Genomic DNA, 17,501 nt, shown 5'->3' on the forward strand with positions numbered 1-17,501 from the left:
ATAGTCTAAACGACAACAATATGATAAAACTTACAAACGTTACAAAAATTTACAAAACTGGTGTAAGAGCACTTAATAACATAAATCTTACCATTGAACCTGGTGAATTTGTTTATGTCATCGGTTCTACTGGATCAGGAAAGTCTACTTTTATTAAATTATTATATCGGGAAGAAAAGGTTACTTCAGGGAAAGTAGAAGTAGTTGGGCAGGATGTGTCTAAATTACGTAATAGTAAGATCCCTTATTTCCGTCGTAATATCGGTGTAGTTTTCCAAAATTTTAGATTATTACCTAAAAAGACTGTATTTGAAAATGTTGCTTTTGCCTTGGAAGTAATTGATACACCAAGAGCTGAGATTCGTCAACGTGTTAGAGCTACATTAGAATTAGTTGGTTTAGAGGATAAAGTAAATTCTTTTCCTCATGAATTATCAGGGGGACAACAACAACGGGTAGCAATTGCTCGTGCGATCGTTAATCGTCCTAAAGTATTAATTGCTGATGAACCAACAGGGAATCTAGATCCAGAAACATCTGAAGAAATTATTAAGATCTTAGAACGAATTAATGAAAAACAAAATACCACTATTCTAGTTGTTACTCATGATAGTAAAATTGTTCAAGAACATAAAAAGAGAACCATTTTAATTGAAAATGGATGTATTAATGCTGATACTAGTTTAGGAGGTTATGAAATTTAATGAAAGAATTTGTTAGCTGTATAAAAAACTTACCGAGACATTTTGTAACTGCCGTTCAAAATATCTGGCGTAATGGAGTTATGTCATTTTCATCAATTTTTGCTGTTACAATTACATTATTGTTAATTGGGGTAATTGGTGTTTTAGCGTTAAATGTTCAAGATATTAGTGCTAATATTGAAGAAGGTGTTAGTATTTATGTTAAACTTGAACGAAATATTGATAGTGAAGCTGAATTAGCTGTTGGTGATCAAATTAATGCGATTAATGGAGTAACTAAGAGTACTTATTATACTAAAGATCAGGAATTGGATAAATTAATCGAAAAACAAGGTGAAGATGGAGCAGAGTTATTTGAATCATATCGTGATGAAAATCCATTAGGAGCAGCTTATGAAGTAGAAGTTAAAGATGCTAGTCAAATCGAAGCTATTTCTAAAAAAATCGAAGAAATTCCTAATGTAAATAGTGCTACTTATGGTGGGGAGTCAACTGAAAACATGGTTCAAACATTACAAACAATTCAAACTGGTGGAACTGTTTTCATTGTTGGATTATCTGTAGTTGCCCTATTCATGATTGCAAATACAATTAAGATTACTATTACTGCAAGACAAACAGAAATTAGTATCATGCGTATGGTTGGTGCTAGTAACTGGTATATTAGAATTCCATTTATGCTAGAGGGAATGTTAATTGGATTGATTGGTTCTATTATCCCGATTATTGTATTAATATATGGATATCAAACGATTTATGATTATGCTGGCGGTGCTTTATTATCGGCGATGTTAGCATTAAAAGAACCAATGCCTTTTATTCGTGATTTCTCATTAATTCTTGCTGCTATTGGTGCAGGAGTAGGTTTAATTGGAAGTTTTGTATCAATTAGACGTTTCTTGAAGATGTAATATTATTTATTAAAGACAGGATAGATTGAAATCAATCCTGTTTTTTTAAGGAGATAAAATGGATGAATTAATATCTAAACAATTGAAAAAAGATTATTTAAATAATGTTGATTTTATTTATGCGTATTTTCATGGGGCAAAAGTTATTTGTTGTAATGAAAATTTATTTGTTATGTATTTTAATGGTACTTATTTTATTAAAGGAACTAATCAGCAAATAGCCAAATATTTAAATCAACTACCAAATTGCAAGTCATTAGTCATTCATAATAGTATTTTTGATTCACTAATAAAAGATAAATTTAAATTAGATAAAGTTATTAGTGCTTATCAATATAGTTATTTAAAAGACGATATTTTACCAATAAATAATCCTAAAGTTAAAATTAAATCGCTTGATAAAAACTATTTAGATTTTATTATGGCTAATTATAAAGCACCGGTTACTAAAGAGTATTTAATTACGCGACTAGAAGCTAATGTTTTTATTGGGGCTTTTATTGAAGATGAAATTGTTGGTTTTGCTGGTATTCATAGTGAAGGAACGATTGGTTTTGTTGAGGTTCTTGAACAATATCGGCGCATGAAAATCGGTACGATGTTAGAAACGACATTGATTGCAAATTTATTAAAAAATAAAGAGATTGTTTATCTTCAAGTTGAGTGTAATAATTTTGGATCAATGAAATTTCATGAAAAATTAGGTTTTAAAAAGGCTGATGATATTATTAGCTGGTATGAATAAACAATTCCCGATTAAAATTATCGGGAATTGTTTTGACTTTGTTCTTGTTTTTCTAATAATTCTAACCAGCGTTCATTTTTTGCTTCCAATTCACTGTTTAGTTTGCTGGCAAGATTTGAGATTTCAACTAATTTATCATAATCGTTTTGATATAAACTCATTTGTTGATTTAATTCATTAATTTGATTTTCTAAATCTAAAATAGTATCTTCCATTGTTTCTAATTCTTTTTGTTCTTTAGAAGTTAAGCGGACTCTTGCTTCGCGCTGTTTTTGCTTTTGTTCTTGATAACGTTTAGCACCATCACTTTTTTCTTTAACTTTATTTTCTTCTTTTAAATCAATATAACTGCTATAACCGCCGTTATGATAAGTTATTTGTTGATTTTTAAAGACGAAAAGACCATCACAAACTCGATCCAAGAAATATCTATCATGGGATACAGTAATTACTAATCCATTAAAGCTATCTAAATAATCTTCTAAAATAGTTAAAGTTGTAATATCAAGATCATTGGTTGGTTCGTCAAGTAATAAAACATTAGGAGCCTGCATTAATATATTTAATAAATACAGACGTCTTTTTTCGCCACCGGATAAACGTGAGATTTGAGTATGTTGTAAAGTAGTATCAAATAAAAAGCGTTCACACATTTGTTTAGCGCTAAAACTTCCTTCGCTGGTTTGCAAATAGTTACTAGTTTTTTTAATATAATCGATGACAGTAAGTGACTCGTCAAGATCATCACTCATTTGTTTAAAAAAACCAATTTTTACTGTTTGGCCATGAATTACTTCACCATGAGTAGGTGGCAATTCTTTAGCGATTATTTTTAATAAGGTGCTTTTTCCACAACCATTATTACCTAAAATACCAATTCTAGTATTGGGATTAAACAAGTATGAAAAATGATCAAATAAAATATTGTTTTCATAACGCATTTGTAAATCAACTAATTCAATGGTTTTTCGTCCTAGTCGCGAAGCGATATTAATCATTTCTACTTGATTAACAGTTTCGATATCAGCAATATTGCTTAGCTGATAAAAACGCTGAAGCCGGTCTTTGCTTTTAGTTGTTCTAGCTTGGACCCCAGCTCGAACCCACTCTAATTCTTTTTTCAAAAATTGTTTTCGTTTATGCTGTAAAGCTAAATCATTTTCTTCTCTAATTGCTTTTAATTCTAAAAACTTAGTGTAATTAGCTTCATATTCATAAATTTTAGTACGATCAATTTCCATTATTTTATTAGTTACCCGTTCTAGAAAATAACGATCATGGGTAACCATGAAAATTGCTTTATTGAACTTAATTAAAAATTTTTCTAAATATTCAATCATCTCATTATCAAGATGGTTAGTAGGCTCATCAAGAATCAATAAATCACCGGGATATAATAAAGTTATTGCCAGGGCAATTCTTTTTTGTTGGCCACCAGATAGTTCGTTGATTTTAGCTTGATGATTAGTAATGTTAAAACGATTTAAAATAGCCTTTATTTCATATTCATTTACCTTATGATCTTTTAAATCATGATGGACTTGTTCAAGGACTGTATTATTAGGATTGAAATCAGGATTTTGTGGTAAATATGAAATCGAGATATCCTTTTTTTGCAATAATGTACCTTCATAGTTTTCCTTACCAGCTAATATTTTTAAAACAGTACTTTTCCCGGTACCATTAACACCTACTAAAGCGATTTTATCATTTTCTTCAATTGTAAAAGAAACATTATCAACTATTTTTTTAATACCATTAGTTTTTGATAAATTATTAACAGTTATTAACATTTTCTTTCCGTCCTTTGCTTTTATTTTCTATGTTATTGTATTATAACATGATACTTTAATTGTTGATAAAAAAATTTATATATTTTATTTTAAAACCATGATAAGATAAAACTAAAAGAAGGGAGTATTAGTGATGAAATGTCCAAAATGTGGTTTTGAAAATGAAAAAGCTAGTTTTTTTTGTGAAAACTGTGGTACTAAACTAGAAAAAAATAGAATTGATAATAAAAAGATTAAGATAATTATTATAACGTTGATTATAGTAATTGTTGTGGGAAGTGGTGGCTATTTTTTATACCAGAATGTTTTTAAAAATGATAAACCGGAATATGATACAAATAAACAAGTTACTAAAGAGCAAACAACAAGTTTAGAAATAACACCAGAAAAAATGGAAATTGATGTTGGGGAAAATCAATTTATTGAAACTAATTTAAAAGATGTAACTTTTAAAAGTGATGATCATAATATTGCAACAGTATCTGATTCTGGTCGAGTTAAAGGGATTAAAAACGGTACAACGACAATAACAGTTACTGCAGGTAATCAAAAAAAGACATGTCAGGTTACGGTTAAATCTAGCCAGGCTGTAATCACTGCTATTAATGCTTCATCAACGTTAATGCAGGAAAATTATGATTATTCAGCTAATAATTTAATAGACCAAAATAATTCAACAGCTTGGAGTGATGGTATTGATGGTGATGGCATTGGAGAAACGTTGACATTTGTTTTTGAACAAGAAAGTTCAATTAATGAGATTAATATTTTAAACGGTTATTGTAAAAGTGAAGATTTATATTATAAAAATAGTCGTATTAAAAAGGTAACATTGATTTTTGATGATGGTGAAGAACAAATTGATATTGAAGATATTTATAATCAAAGTCAGTCATTTAAGTTAGCTAATCAACATCAAAGTAAACAAATGGTTTTAAGAATTGATGAGGTTTATACAGGAAATAAATATAGTGATACTTGCGTAAGTGAAATAAGTGTTAAATAGTGAAAAACCCAATAAAGCATTGCTGCTCTATTGGGTTTTTTTAACTTAACTGATGCCAGTAATTTTTTAAAACTAAATATGTAATTACAACATTAATTAGTAAACCAGCAACTGTTGTTATTAACATTTCAGATTGCATATAGGCACCTAATGTCATAAAAATATAAATAGCCTCAGCTAATTTTAAACCATAAAATGCATAAATACAAAGACGTAATCTTTTAATGATTAAAATAACTATCGCAACTAATGCTAAGCCTTCTAATATTTTAACGATATTAGGATTAAAGCCAACTAATTGCATGTACAAAAATTCTTCTTGAGAATAGATTCCAATCGAAGCAAGACATCCCAAAATCAAAATAACAAACCATACAATTGCTCCAGTTCCCCATTTAAAAACCCCTGGCATATTCATATTTTGTTGGCGGTTCATTTGTTGATAATTGTTATAACCTTGATTTTGCTGGCTATATGTATTTGCTTGATTAGCAGTGGATGCTGTATTTGCTCGTGGTTCTGTTTGAGCACCACATTCAGGACAAAAACGAGCATCATCAGGTATTTGTTTACCACAGTTAGTACAAAACATATTAATTCCTCCTCTTTTTATATATTATTAATAATATTACAAAAATTGTCAAATATAAATTATTTTTTCAATTTTATGTATTATAAATAGTATATAAATAACTGATATTTCATAATATTAGTTATCACAACGATAAAAACAACAATTTTTTACTTTATTAATATTATATTATTTTAAATCTTGCCAATGATTTCTTAGCACTAAATATGTAATTGTAGCGCAAATAAGTATTTTAACAAAGTTTATAAAAATAAAAGATGGAGCTATATAACTAGCATATGGGTGTAATTGACTAAGATTATAAATTTGATAAAAATTATAAATCATAGCGCCAGCTTCTAAAATGAAAAATGAATAGACACAAAAGCGAAGTCTTTTTATTAATAGGAATATAATAGATAAAATTTGTAATGTTGCAATCGTTAAACTAATTACCTGATTTATCGGATAGAATGCATTAATGTTTAAAGATAGCTCATCTATATTTAATAAAGCATTCAATTGTAAATGGAAAAAGATAGTATAAAGGCATATTATGATTAAAATTATAAACCAGATAATTGCTCCAGCATGCCATTTAAATGGTTCGTTTAAGTTAACTTTGTTGTTTGTTTTTTTGATTGTTTGTATAAGTAGTATTTGATTGATTAGTTGATTCGACAAATATTTTTGTGCCGCATTTTGGACAAAAAGTGGCATCATCAGGTATTTGTTTACCATAATTAATGCAAAACATAGTTAATCCCTCCTCGTTTCTATATTATTATTTGTATTATCAGAATGCAAATATTAAGTGTTGGTAAAAAATATAATATTTGTGTTTTAATTATTTGAAGTTTGCATGCATTTGAAGCCTACATGTTTTGACAAATCTATACAAATATGATGATTTATGCTATAATTTCTTTATTGTTAGAAGGTAAAAAAATGAGGGTTGAGGAGTAAAATATGAAATGTAAAAACTGTGGACATGAAATACAGCAAGGTGATTTGTTTTGTGAAAACTGTGGGGCAAAAGTTGAACCAGAGCTTACAAGAAGCAGTAAAAATGCACAAAATAAACAAAGCAAAGGAATTGATGTAAAGATCATTATCATTGCTGTTATAGCGCTACTTGTAATTGGTGGCGGTGGATTTTTCGTTTATCAAAATTTTATCGCAAATGATAAACCAGAATACACTGCCCAAGAAAGCGAAGAAGATAGAAAAGATAGTGATAGTAAGAGTTCAAAATTAAAAGTTTCACCAGATGAATTAGAAATAGAAGTTGGTGAAAACCAGTTTCTTGATTGTAATCAAGATAATGTAACTTATAAAAGCAAGGATCGTAATATAGCGACAGTATCTGATTCTGGACGTGTTAAAGGGATAAAAGCGGGAGAAACAGAAGTAACTGTTACTTATGGTGATCAAAAAGTAACATGTAAAGTGGTTGTTAAGGAAGATGCAACAGCAGCTTTACAAAATAGTGAGGATTACGTTTTTCCAAATAGTAATACTCAATTATTGACAGAAGCTGATCTTCAAGGAAAAACTGCTGAACAGTTAAGAATTGGTAGAAATGAAATCTATGCTCGTCATGGCAGAAAATTTAATGATGAAGCATTACAAAATTACTTTAATTCTAAATCATGGTATAGCGGTACTGTTGAAGCTGATGCTTTTGATGAGGGAGTTTTAAACGAAATTGAAAAGAAAAATGCTGATTTTATTACTAGTCATGAAAATCGCTAATGAATAATTAAAATTCATGAAAGAAGGGGAAAAAATGTTTTGTAGTAAATGTGGAACTAAATTAGAAGAGGGTGCTAAGTTTTGTCCTGAATGTGGGGCAACAGTAGAAAATCAAAAGAGTGGAAATACAATTGAAGGAGTTAGTGGAGTATATGTTGACAATACAACTCCACCAGTAGAAAATGTTGTAACTAAAACAAAAGGAGTCAATAATAAATCAATTCGTAATATTATTATTGGAGTTGTTATTGTTGCGGTAATTGGTTTTTTTGGATATAAATTTTTATTAGGAGGATCGTCTTCTTCTTACGAAGCTCCAATTGAAACACTAGTTACCGGAATTGAAGATAAAGATATTGATGCTATTTTTTCAGTTATTCCTGATGAAATATTTGAAAAATATGAAGAAGAATATGGTATTGATATTAAACAATTGACAGGTCTATTATCTAGTAGTTTAGAAGAACAAATGTTTGCTGAATTTGAAGGAATGACTTTAAGCTATGAGATTGAAAATGTTGAAGATTGTAGTAGTGTACAAGTGGAAGAAATTATTGATGCAAATAAAAGTTATTATGATATAGATTTAGATATTACAGCAGCTAAAAATTTAGACGTAACTTTAACAGCTACTTCAAATGATGATACAGAAAGTAATTCAGTAACACTTACAGTTATTGAAATTGATGGTAGTTGGTATATTGATCCAACTGCGATGAATATTTTCTAATTAATACTAGTAATGATTTTATAAATGATAAACATTGTCTAACTAAAATTCATTTCAAAATATAAAAACTTTTATAGCCAATATAATTACTAGTTTAAAGATAAAAAGAAATGGATTTAATGGACAATGTTTTATTTATTAAAAAATAGGAGGTAATTAAATGAGCAAGTGGGTACCAGTTAGTAAAGTAGATATACCACCAGTAGAAAATACTGGATTTAAAGAAAATATAATAATTAGAACACCGGTGGCTCCTGAAATTATTGAAGAAAAGCCCAAAACAAGTTTTGAAATGTTAGATGAAATGAATTTTGATTCTGCAGATGATGAAACAGTTATTTTAAAAACTGGTGATGATGAACCAACAATGGTATTGAAAAATTCTTATGCGTATGTAAAAAGATTAAAAACAAATGAATTAATTATGATTGATCAAGAGGAATTTATTTTAGGTAAAGGGACTAAAGCCGATTATATTATTTCAGGTAATTCTGCTATTTCTAGAAATCATGCTCTTATTTATCAAAAAAATGATGAGTATTATCTAAAAGATTTAAATTCATCTAACCATACTTATATTAATGATCAACTTGTTCAAAGTGACGTTAAATTACAAGACGGGATGGAATTTAAAATGGCAGATGAAATGTTTAAATTCATTTTAATTGAAGAGGCTTAAAATGGATGAGATGGATGCTTTTAACCAGACTTATGAAATAAGAGAAAAAATCGGTGAAGGAAGTGGTGGAATTGTTTATCTGGCTTATCATAAACGATTACAAAAAATGGTTGTTATTAAGCAGATTAAACGAGTTTCCCATAACTTACAAAGTAATCGACGTGAAGTAGATATTTTAAAAAATTTACAACATACCTATTTACCACAAGTGTTTGATTTTTTTGCAATTAAAGATAAAGTCTTTACGGTTATTTCATATATTCCTGGGCAATCATTTGCTCAATTGTGTAAACAAAATTATCATTTTACCAATCAGCAATTGATTCGCTGGGCAATGCAAATATGTTCGGCTTTGGCATATTTACATAGCCAAAATCCGCCTATTATCCATAGCGATATTAAGCCGGCTAATATTATGTTAACACCTGAAGGTAATATTTGTTTAATTGATTTTAATATCTCTTTTTTCTTAGATGGAACACCAATGCTAGGTTATACTAATGGTTATTCTTCACCAGAACAAAAATCAATAGCCTTAAGTCATGGTAAAACTAAAATTGTTCTTGATGAAAAAAGTGATATTTACAGTGTTGGAGCAACATTATATTATTTGGCACTTAAGAAAAAATATGATGATCAAAATCCCGACTTTGTTGCATTAGAAAATCAAACCAGTGAAACTTTTGCAGCAATAGTAAAAAAAGCATTAAGCTTTTATAAAGAAGAACGTTATCAAAGTGCTTTAGAAATGTTTCAGGCATTGAAGTCAATCCCTAAACACGATCAACGATATTTACAATTAGTTCGTAATCATCGTTATCAGCAAATTGGTCTTTCTTTGTTATTAGCTGGAAGTATTGCTTTAGGTGGTTTTGGAATTCATACAATGAAATTAGAACGAGTGGAAAAATACAATGAGCTTGTTGCTAGTCAAAAAGAATATCGTTTGGATCAAAACTATGATAAACAAACTGAATTGTTTAAAGAAGCTCGTGATTTATTACCAGGATCTTTAGAAAGTTATTATCAAAATGCATTAGCTTTATATCAACAGCAAGAATATCAAGAATGTATTGATTTTATTGATTATGATGTTTTGAATAATGAAAGAATTGATACTGATCAAGAAAGAATCGGGGATTTCTATGGCGTTGGAGCTAATTGTTATTTTGAATTAGAAGATTATCAAAATTCAGTTGATTACTTTGAAAAAGCAATTGATTATTTAGGTTATGATGAAGATTATTACCGCGATTATGTGATTGCTCTTGCTTATAATGATGAATTAGAAAAAGCAAATGAAAAATTAGATGAAGCAATTGAACATGGTCTAGGTGATGATTCGATGTATTTTGCAAAAGGCGAAATTAATAAATCATTAGGTAATGATAGTGTAGCGATAGAAAATTTTGAACAGTGTCTACAATTAACTGATAATGATGAGCTAAAAGAACGTTCTTATATTTTAATGGGTGATATTTATATTAATAATGAAGAATTAATTGAAGCACATGATGTTTTATTAGAAGGGGTTGAAACATTACCTGCATTACATCAAATGATTGTTTTAGAAAGATTAATTCAAGTAGATATTGATATTAATACACCAGTTTATCAACAGGAAGCTATTGAAAAATTACAACAAGTAATTGATAATAACTGGGATAGCTATGATACTTATGATAACTTAGTAATCTTATATCAAAAACTAAATCAATACGATAAAGTAGAAGAAAATCTTGATTATATGTTAAAAACATTTGGTGAAGATTATAATATTTACAAACGTTATGCTTTTTTAGAAATTTCATTGCAGGAAGCAAAAGAAAACAGTCAACGTGATTACCAGCAATTTGAAGAATATTACCAGAAAGCAAAAGATTTATATCAAGAAAATTCAACCAATGACCCGGAAATGGCCTTATTAGATAGTGTCTATCAACAAGTTGTATCAGGAGGGTGGTTATAATGATTTCAACAGGTTTATTATTAACGATTGCTGGTGGAATTGGAATTGTTGTTTGTATAATTGCATTGATTGTTAATCATAGAAGTTATAAAAAAAGAATTAAAAATTTATTAGAAGAAATTGAAAATGAATAAAGATATTAGAAAGGAGTTTGCTATGGCAGAAAATAATCAAAATGAGTTTTATGGAGTTGTTATTGGTACTGGTGAATATTATTTTGATAAAGCTTATCCATTAGATAAAAAAGTGCCGGTATATTTTAACAGTGAATATAACCAAATAGTGCTTGAAGATTACTCAGGTCAAGAACCACTAGCTTGTTTATATTATATACCTGAATATCAAGAATACTGTATAGAACCATATCAAACGAAAACAATTTATTTAAAAAGCGGACAGCCTTTAGGTAAACGTGTTTATTACTTACCAAGAGGAATGTCAATATACATTAATGAAAAAAGCTGTATGTTTAAATTAGGATAGTTAAGGAGAGTTTATATGTACGAAGATGATAAAGTATTAGATGAGTTATATCGTGAATTAGGAAAAGCTTATTATGAAGGAGCTTTTGAAGATCCATTACCACAGTTATTACCTTTATTTGATCAAATTACTGAACATTTAAATCAAAAAAATGTTTTAGAAGAACAAGAACCAGTAGTTGAAGAAGTTGAAAAACCAGAAGAACCTGTAGAAACTAAAGAAGAAAATAATAATACTGGATTAAAATGTCCAGTTTGTGGAGCAGCAATTACTGATAAACAAGCTTTTTGTATCAGCTGCGGTACTAATTTAAAAGAATTAGCAACAGCTAAAGAAGAACCAGCTATTAAAGTAGAAGAAAAAGTTAGTGAAAGCTGTCCATATTGTGGAGCACCAATTAATCCAAATCAAAAATTCTGTATCCAATGTGGTAAGAGTTTAGAAAAACCAGTAGAAAGATTTTCTTTTGATGATCCTAAACCAGTACAAGATCCAATTGAACCTGATCCTGTCACTCCAACATGTCCAAATTGTGGAGCAACAGTAAAAATTGGACAAAAATTCTGTACTAAATGTGGTTCAAGTATTCCACAAAATAACAACAATCAAAACGTGCCACCAATGATGCCAGCACAATGTCCAAAGTGTGGTAAACCATTAGATCCTAATGATCGTTTCTGTACTTCATGTGGTACTAAAATAAGATAAGTAAAATAAAAGCTGTAATAAATGAGTAGTTTCAAACTACAAATTATTACAGCTATTTTATTATTGATAAGATTTTTATAGAAAATAAAAAACCTTGATATAAAATATCAAGGACATTGACTGCATGGCAGAGGTAGTAGGAGTCGAACCCACATCAACGGTTTTGGAGACCGGTATTCTACCATTGAACTATACCTCTATTGCTAACTGCCTTAATATAATAGCATATTTTTTTTAAGTTGTAAATAAAAAAATGATATTTGTTTAAAATTGTTGCAAGAACAAAAGAAAAGATTCTAAAGAATCTTTTCTGCAGTTTATTTATTTTTATTACACTTACCATTACTAAAAGCTGGATTGAATGCATAATAGTTATCGCTATTTAAGCGTTTTTTAACTAGTTCTAATGCTTCTCCAAAACGTTGATAGTGCACAATTTCTCTTTCACGCAAGAATCGAATTGGTTTTCTAACTTCTTCATCGTCTACTAATGCTAAGATATTATCATAAGTTGTACGAGCTTTTTGTTCAGCGGCCATGTCCTCTGTTAAATCAGTGATTGGATCACCTTTTGATTGGAAATAAGCACATGTAAATGGCATATCATTAGCACCTTGTGGGAAAATACCTAAAGTATGGTCAACAAAGTATTTATCAAAACCTTGTTTTTTTATTTCATCAATAGTGAGATTAGTAGTTAACTGATATAAAATAGCACTGATCATTTCAACATGGGCTAATTCTTCAGTACCAATATCAGTTAGTAATGCCTGAATTTCTGGATAAGGCATAGTATAGCGCTGTGATAAATATCTTAAAGCAGCCCCTAATTCTCCATCTGGCCCACCTAATTGATCAATAATTACAGCAGCAGCTTTAGCATTAGGTTTTTTTATATTTATTGGGTATTGCAAACGTTTTTCATACAACCACATTTGTTATCACCTACCCATGGCCATGGTGCTGTTAAATAATCGTTTTGATAAGCATCGATTTCTCGATTCACTAAAGCATGACCGCGTCTTTGATATTCTCTTTTAGCGTTTCTTAGACGAGTAGTTGCTTCATTAAAATAATTTAAAGCTTCTTTATCGTTTGGATGCGTATCTAAAAATAATGCTGAGTCTTGAACAGCGAAGTCCAACATCATTATTTGCATTAATAAATCATCTGTATTCATTAATTTAATTCACCCCAGCGTAAATCTAGTTCTTCAAAGATTGTTCCTGAATGAAAGGCTTTAATAATTGGATAAATCTTTCTAAACTGTTGAAATTTAATAGATGAAATACCTAATTCTAATTTATTCATTTAATTCCTCCTTCTACCTTAGATTATGAAAAAACTATATCTTGATATGGGTATTTATCATTAAATATAAATTTATTTTTTGTTTTAGATAATTATGTTGATTTAATCAATACTTTATGACATAATAGTATAACTTTAATAAAAGGAGTTATATTAAATGATATCAACACAAAATGTATCTTTGCAATATGGCGATAGAGCCTTATTTGAAAATGTTAATATTAAATTTACTAGTGGAAATTGTTATGGAGTTATTGGTGCTAATGGCGCTGGTAAAAGTACTTTTTTAAAAATTTTATCTGGTGAAATTGAACCTAACAAAGGTGAAGTTATTTTAGAGCCTAATAAGCGTCTATCAATGTTGAAACAAGACCATTTTGCTTATGAAGAAAATGAAGTTTTAGAAACTGTTATTATGGGAAATGCTCGTTTATACGAAATAATGCAGGAAAAAGAAAAACTTTATGCTAAAGCTGATTTTAATGATGAAGATGGTATTAAGTTAGCTGAACTTGAAGGTGAGTTTGCTGAAATGGATGGCTGGAATGCTGAAGTTGATGGTGAAATTTTATTAAATGGTTTAGGTATTAGTGAAGAATATCATCATTTAAAGATGAAAGAATTGGAAGCCAACCAAAAAGTAAAAGTGCTATTAGCTCAGGCTTTATTTGGAAATCCTGATGTACTATTATTGGACGAACCGACTAACCACCTTGATATGCATAGTGTTCGCTGGTTAGAAAATTTCTTAATGAATTTTAAAAATACTGTTATTGTTGTAAGCCATGACCGTTATTTTTTAAATAAAGTTTGTACACATATTGTCGATATTGATTATTCACGTGTACAATTGTATGTTGGTAACTATGATTTCTGGTATGAATATAGCCAATTACAATTAAAACAAGCTAAAGAAACAAATAAAAAAGCAGAAGCTAAAAAGAAAGAATTAGAAAAATTCATTGCTAGATTTAGTGCTAATGCTTCAAAAGCTAAACAAGCTACATCTAGAAAAAAATTATTAGATAACTTAGAAATGGTAGATCTTAAACCATCATTACGTCGTTATCCATTTATTAGTTTTAAACCAGGACGTGAAGTTGGAAATATCGTTTTAAAAGTTGAAGGATTATCAAAGACTGTAGATGGTGTTAAATTATTAAATAATGTTAGTTTTTCAATCAATCCTAAAGAAAAAGTAGCATTTGTAGGTGATAGTAAAGCAACAGAAACATTCTTTAAAATTATTACTGGTGAAATTGAACCAGATGAAGGAAGTTATCAATGGGGTGTTACGACAAGTCAGTCATATTTCCCTAAAGATAATTCAAGTTTCTTTAATGATTGTGATTTAACTCTAGTTGACTGGTTACGTCAGTTTTCAACAAAAGATGAATATGAACAAGATTTACGCGGTTGGCTTGGAAGAATGTTATTCTCAGGTGAAGAAGCATTGAAAAAAGCTCAAGTGTTATCTGGTGGTGAAAAAGTTCGTTGTATGCTTGCAAAAATGATGATGTCAGAAGCTAATGTTTTAATTTTTGATGAACCAACTAACCATTTAGACTTGGAAACAATTCAAGCTTTAAACCAAGGGCTAATTAACTTTAAAGAAAATATTTTATTTACTAGCCACGATCATCAATTTGTTCAAACAATCGCTAATCGTATTATTGAATTTAATAGCGAAGGAATTATTGATCGTCTATCAACTTATGATGAGTATTTAGAATATAAAGATAGCTTATAGAATTTTTAAGATATTCATGTTATAGTTAGAATATGAATATTGATGGAAAGCAATGTGAAGATTTGGAAGTAACTTTCCTGATTGTAACATTGCTTTTTTTATTGGAGGAATTATGAATAATACAATTAAGGAATTATTTGAACGAAAATCAGTGCGTGCTTTTGAAAATAAACCAGTTGAAAATGATAAAAAACAGTTAATTATTGATGCTGCAATTCAAGCACCGACAGCTGGAAATATGACATTATATTCAATTATCGATGTTAGAAATCAGGGAATTAAAGATAAGCTGGCTCAAAGCTGTGATAATCAGCCTTTTATTGCTAAAGCGCCAATAGTATTAATTTTTGTTGCGGATTATCAAAAATGGTATGATGCTTTTAAATATTACCAAAAAGATAATGAAGTTCGTAAGCCTGATACTGGTGATTTTTTACTAGCATATAGTGATGCTTTGATTGCTGCACAAAATGCTGTTGTTGCTGGCGAAAGTATGGGAATTGGCAGCTGTTTTATTGGCGATATTATTGAACAGTATGAATTCCATCGTGATTTGTTTAATTTGCCACGTTATACAGTACCGGTAGCAATGTTAGTTATGGGTTATCCCGCTAAAGGTCAGTTAAAACGGAAAAAGCCGGTTCGTTTTGATTCAAAATATGTAGTAAGTGTTGATCAATATGAACATTTTAATGATGAAAAAATTGCAGCAATGTTTGATGAAAAAGCTAAAAATAGTAATCGTCAAGGTGGCGGACAAGCTATTGTAGATGATATTTATAATCGTAAGTGGACTGATCCATTTATCGAAGAGATGAGCCGCTCGGCTAAATCGTGGATTGAAAGATGGCAGGATAATAAAAAAGAATAGCAGCAATGCTATTCTTTATGCATGTTTAACTCGATCACGTTCTTCAGCGGCTTTAGCGTCATTAAAGCGATCAAGAGTACCAACTAAATAACCAGTAATTCGTCTAATTCGTTCAAAGTTTTGAGGATAGAAAACATAGTCTAAATCAACTTCATCACCATCAATTTTAATCGTTAAAGATTTTAAAGTTTCATCAGGAAATTTGTTTTCTAAATAACTGATATATGCTTTAATTTCTTCTTCGTCCATTGCCCCATTTTTTACAGTAACAGCAACATTATTAATTTCTTCCATTTCCTTTACCCAATATATCCTGTGATATATTTTTCCTTTCACTAGATTTTAATTACCACTAAATCATTTCCATATTTTTACCTTAATAATATTATAATTATTTATAAAAAAATTACATCTGATATGCACCATTAACACCAATAATAAATAATCATTAAAACAAGTGTAAACAAAAGAATTAATAAAACTCGATTTACTCGTTTAAACATATATTTCATTAAAACCACCACATAATATTATATGAATTAAACTGGTTCATATTTTATAAATTGAAAATATTTGAAGTTGTTGATATATAAGGCTCTTTTTATTGCAAAACATTAATCAATTTGATAAAATCTTGTAAATACATGAAAAGGAGGGGAATTATGCAGTTACATTTCACTAAAATGGAAGGTATTGGTAATGACTATATATATTTTGATGGAATCAGTCAGGAAATTCCCATGGATAAAGAATTTATTACAAAAATAAGTGATCGCCATTTTGGAATTGGCAGTGATGGGATGATTGTTGTTTTACCATCTGATAAATATGATTTTAAAATGCGAATGTTTAATCGTGATGGCAGTGAAGCAATGATGTGTGGTAATGGAATTCGTTGTTTCGCAAAATTTATATATGATCATCAATTAAGTAATAAACATGTATTAAATATCGAAACCAAAGCTGGACTTAGAGTTGTTGAGTTGCTATTTGATGGTAAAGAATGTATTGGTGTCAAAGTAGATATGGGAAAACCGATAATTAATTGTAAAGATATTCCATGTACTTACCCAAAAGAGCAAATGATCAATGAACCTGTTGAAATAGGTAATCATGAGTATCATTTAACAAGTATTTCAATGGGTAATCCACATACTGTTACTTTTGTTGATGATTTAGATTCATTAGATTTAAATAAAATCGGACCGGAATTTGAACATCATCAATTATTTCCAGAATCAGTTAATACTGAATTTGTCAAAGTAGTTAATGATAAATATGTTAAAATGCGAGTTTGGGAACGTGGCTCTGGAGAAACAATGGCTTGTGGTACCGGTGCTTGTGCAGTAATGTATGCTTGTTATTTAAATAAGCATACTGGTAAAAAAGTTACTGTTGAATTATTGGGTGGATGTTTGGAAATTGAGTACAATGGTGATACAATTATCATGTCCGGTCCAGCGACTAATGTTTTTACTGGGACAATTGAAATTTAAATGAAGGAGTAAAGAAAAA

21 protein-coding genes and 1 tRNA gene are annotated in these 17,501 nt (G+C 29.4%); 14 read left to right on the top strand and 8 right to left on the bottom strand.

What is annotated here, in order from left to right:
• The first annotated feature begins 20 nt into the window (after window positions 1-20).
• From ftsE to ABGT36_RS03510, 3 genes are read left to right on the top strand one after another with little or no spacing between them, the layout of a single operon-like run.
• A complete protein-coding gene (ftsE, locus tag ABGT36_RS03500; RefSeq protein WP_087300391.1) occupies window positions 21-704 on the top strand; it encodes a cell division ATP-binding protein FtsE in 684 nt (227 codons plus the stop codon).
• Window positions 704-1,615 (top strand): permease-like cell division protein FtsX, encoded by a 912-nt coding sequence (ftsX, locus tag ABGT36_RS03505; RefSeq protein ID WP_087300389.1) that lies wholly within the window; start codon window positions 704-706, stop codon window positions 1,613-1,615. The genes ftsE and ftsX overlap by 1 nt, the downstream gene beginning before the upstream one ends.
• Window positions 1,616-1,673: 58 nt before the next feature.
• The gene (locus tag ABGT36_RS03510) at window positions 1,674-2,360 is read left to right on the top strand and encodes a GNAT family N-acetyltransferase (RefSeq protein WP_346676855.1); all 687 of its coding nucleotides are present in this window, start codon (window positions 1,674-1,676) and stop codon (window positions 2,358-2,360) included.
• A 17-nt stretch (window positions 2,361-2,377) separates the two neighbouring features.
• Here the strand turns inward: ABGT36_RS03510 and ABGT36_RS03515 are convergent, their stop codons facing one another.
• On the bottom strand, window positions 2,378-4,153 hold the full coding sequence (locus tag ABGT36_RS03515; RefSeq protein ID WP_346676857.1) for an ABC-F family ATP-binding cassette domain-containing protein: 1,776 nt from the start codon (window positions 4,151-4,153) through the stop codon (window positions 2,378-2,380).
• A gap of 133 nt (window positions 4,154-4,286) precedes the next feature.
• Here ABGT36_RS03515 and ABGT36_RS03520 point away from each other — a divergent pair, with 133 nt between their 5' ends.
• Window positions 4,287-5,159, top strand: a complete 873-nt coding sequence (locus ABGT36_RS03520) for an NADase-type glycan-binding domain-containing protein (protein ID WP_346676858.1) — start codon at window positions 4,287-4,289, stop codon at window positions 5,157-5,159.
• Between the two features lie 40 nt (window positions 5,160-5,199).
• Here ABGT36_RS03520 and ABGT36_RS03525 read toward each other — a convergent pair whose 3' ends face one another.
• Both ABGT36_RS03525 and ABGT36_RS03530 read right to left on the bottom strand, forming a co-directional pair.
• Window positions 5,200-5,751 (bottom strand): zinc-ribbon domain-containing protein, encoded by a 552-nt coding sequence (locus tag ABGT36_RS03525; RefSeq protein ID WP_087373721.1) that lies wholly within the window; start codon window positions 5,749-5,751, stop codon window positions 5,200-5,202.
• Between the two features lie 595 nt (window positions 5,752-6,346).
• Window positions 6,347-6,487: a zinc ribbon domain-containing protein gene (locus ABGT36_RS03530; RefSeq protein ID WP_087373718.1), complete on the bottom strand. Its 141-nt coding sequence runs from the start codon at window positions 6,485-6,487 to the stop codon at window positions 6,347-6,349.
• Window positions 6,488-6,699: 212 nt separating this feature from the next.
• Between ABGT36_RS03530 and ABGT36_RS03535 the strand changes: the two genes are divergently transcribed.
• From ABGT36_RS03535 to ABGT36_RS03565, 7 genes are all read left to right on the top strand, one after another.
• Complete coding sequence (locus ABGT36_RS03535) at window positions 6,700-7,485, top strand: YARHG domain-containing protein (protein WP_346676859.1); 786 nt, start codon at window positions 6,700-6,702, stop codon at window positions 7,483-7,485.
• A gap of 34 nt (window positions 7,486-7,519) precedes the next feature.
• Window positions 7,520-8,215 (top strand): zinc ribbon domain-containing protein, encoded by a 696-nt coding sequence (locus tag ABGT36_RS03540; RefSeq protein WP_158095200.1) that lies wholly within the window; start codon window positions 7,520-7,522, stop codon window positions 8,213-8,215.
• A 160-nt stretch (window positions 8,216-8,375) separates the two neighbouring features.
• Window positions 8,376-8,894, top strand: a complete 519-nt coding sequence (locus tag ABGT36_RS03545; protein ID WP_087300373.1) for an FHA domain-containing protein — start codon at window positions 8,376-8,378, stop codon at window positions 8,892-8,894.
• A 1-nt stretch (window position 8,895) separates the two neighbouring features.
• The gene (locus tag ABGT36_RS03550; protein ID WP_346676862.1) at window positions 8,896-10,863 is read left to right on the top strand and encodes a serine/threonine-protein kinase; all 1,968 of its coding nucleotides are present in this window, start codon (window positions 8,896-8,898) and stop codon (window positions 10,861-10,863) included.
• Window positions 10,863-10,997, top strand: a complete 135-nt coding sequence (locus ABGT36_RS03555) for a hypothetical protein (protein WP_255375733.1) — start codon at window positions 10,863-10,865, stop codon at window positions 10,995-10,997. Before ABGT36_RS03550 ends, ABGT36_RS03555 begins: the two co-directional genes overlap by 1 nt.
• A 22-nt stretch (window positions 10,998-11,019) precedes the next feature.
• Window positions 11,020-11,346, top strand: a complete 327-nt coding sequence (locus ABGT36_RS03560; protein WP_087300369.1) for a hypothetical protein — start codon at window positions 11,020-11,022, stop codon at window positions 11,344-11,346.
• A 15-nt stretch (window positions 11,347-11,361) separates the two neighbouring features.
• Window positions 11,362-12,054, top strand: coding sequence for a zinc ribbon domain-containing protein (locus ABGT36_RS03565; protein ID WP_346676865.1), 693 nt, complete (start codon window positions 11,362-11,364; stop codon window positions 12,052-12,054).
• A 125-nt stretch (window positions 12,055-12,179) separates the two neighbouring features.
• Here the strand turns inward: ABGT36_RS03565 and ABGT36_RS03570 are convergent.
• The 4 genes from ABGT36_RS03570 to ABGT36_RS03585 all read right to left on the bottom strand — a co-directional run bounded on the left by ABGT36_RS03570 (window position 12,180) and on the right by ABGT36_RS03585 (window position 13,365).
• Window positions 12,180-12,253, bottom strand: a tRNA-Trp gene (locus ABGT36_RS03570).
• Window positions 12,254-12,371: 118 nt separating this feature from the next.
• Complete coding sequence (locus ABGT36_RS03575) at window positions 12,372-12,989, bottom strand: manganese catalase family protein (protein WP_300078284.1); 618 nt, start codon at window positions 12,987-12,989, stop codon at window positions 12,372-12,374.
• Complete coding sequence (locus tag ABGT36_RS03580; protein ID WP_087300363.1) at window positions 12,953-13,234, bottom strand: spore coat protein CotJB; 282 nt, start codon at window positions 13,232-13,234, stop codon at window positions 12,953-12,955. The genes ABGT36_RS03575 and ABGT36_RS03580 overlap by 37 nt, the downstream gene beginning before the upstream one ends.
• Window positions 13,234-13,365 (bottom strand): spore coat associated protein CotJA, encoded by a 132-nt coding sequence (locus ABGT36_RS03585; protein WP_087300361.1) that lies wholly within the window; start codon window positions 13,363-13,365, stop codon window positions 13,234-13,236. The genes ABGT36_RS03580 and ABGT36_RS03585 overlap by 1 nt, the downstream gene beginning before the upstream one ends.
• A gap of 157 nt (window positions 13,366-13,522) precedes the next feature.
• On the opposite strand from ABGT36_RS03585, the gene ABGT36_RS03590 reads away from it, so the two are divergent.
• Together ABGT36_RS03590 and ABGT36_RS03595 are read left to right on the top strand one after the other, a co-directional pair.
• Complete coding sequence (locus ABGT36_RS03590) at window positions 13,523-15,115, top strand: ABC-F family ATP-binding cassette domain-containing protein (protein WP_087373408.1); 1,593 nt, start codon at window positions 13,523-13,525, stop codon at window positions 15,113-15,115.
• Between the two features lie 112 nt (window positions 15,116-15,227).
• Complete coding sequence (locus tag ABGT36_RS03595; RefSeq protein WP_346676867.1) at window positions 15,228-15,986, top strand: nitroreductase family protein; 759 nt, start codon at window positions 15,228-15,230, stop codon at window positions 15,984-15,986.
• Window positions 15,987-16,001: 15 nt separating this feature from the next.
• On the opposite strand, the gene nrdD is transcribed toward ABGT36_RS03595, so the two are convergent.
• Window positions 16,002-16,280, bottom strand: a complete 279-nt coding sequence (gene nrdD / locus ABGT36_RS03600) for an anaerobic ribonucleoside-triphosphate reductase (protein WP_087300121.1) — start codon at window positions 16,278-16,280, stop codon at window positions 16,002-16,004.
• A 368-nt stretch (window positions 16,281-16,648) separates the two neighbouring features.
• Here nrdD and dapF point away from each other — a divergent pair, with 368 nt between their 5' ends.
• Window positions 16,649-17,482: a diaminopimelate epimerase gene (gene dapF / locus ABGT36_RS03605; protein ID WP_346676869.1), complete on the top strand. Its 834-nt coding sequence runs from the start codon at window positions 16,649-16,651 to the stop codon at window positions 17,480-17,482.
• Window positions 17,483-17,501 lie beyond the last annotated feature (19 nt).

Source organism: Erysipelatoclostridium sp. An173 (assembly GCF_963931465.1).
GTDB lineage: Bacteria > Bacillota_I > Bacilli_A > Erysipelotrichales > Coprobacillaceae > Thomasclavelia > Thomasclavelia merdavium.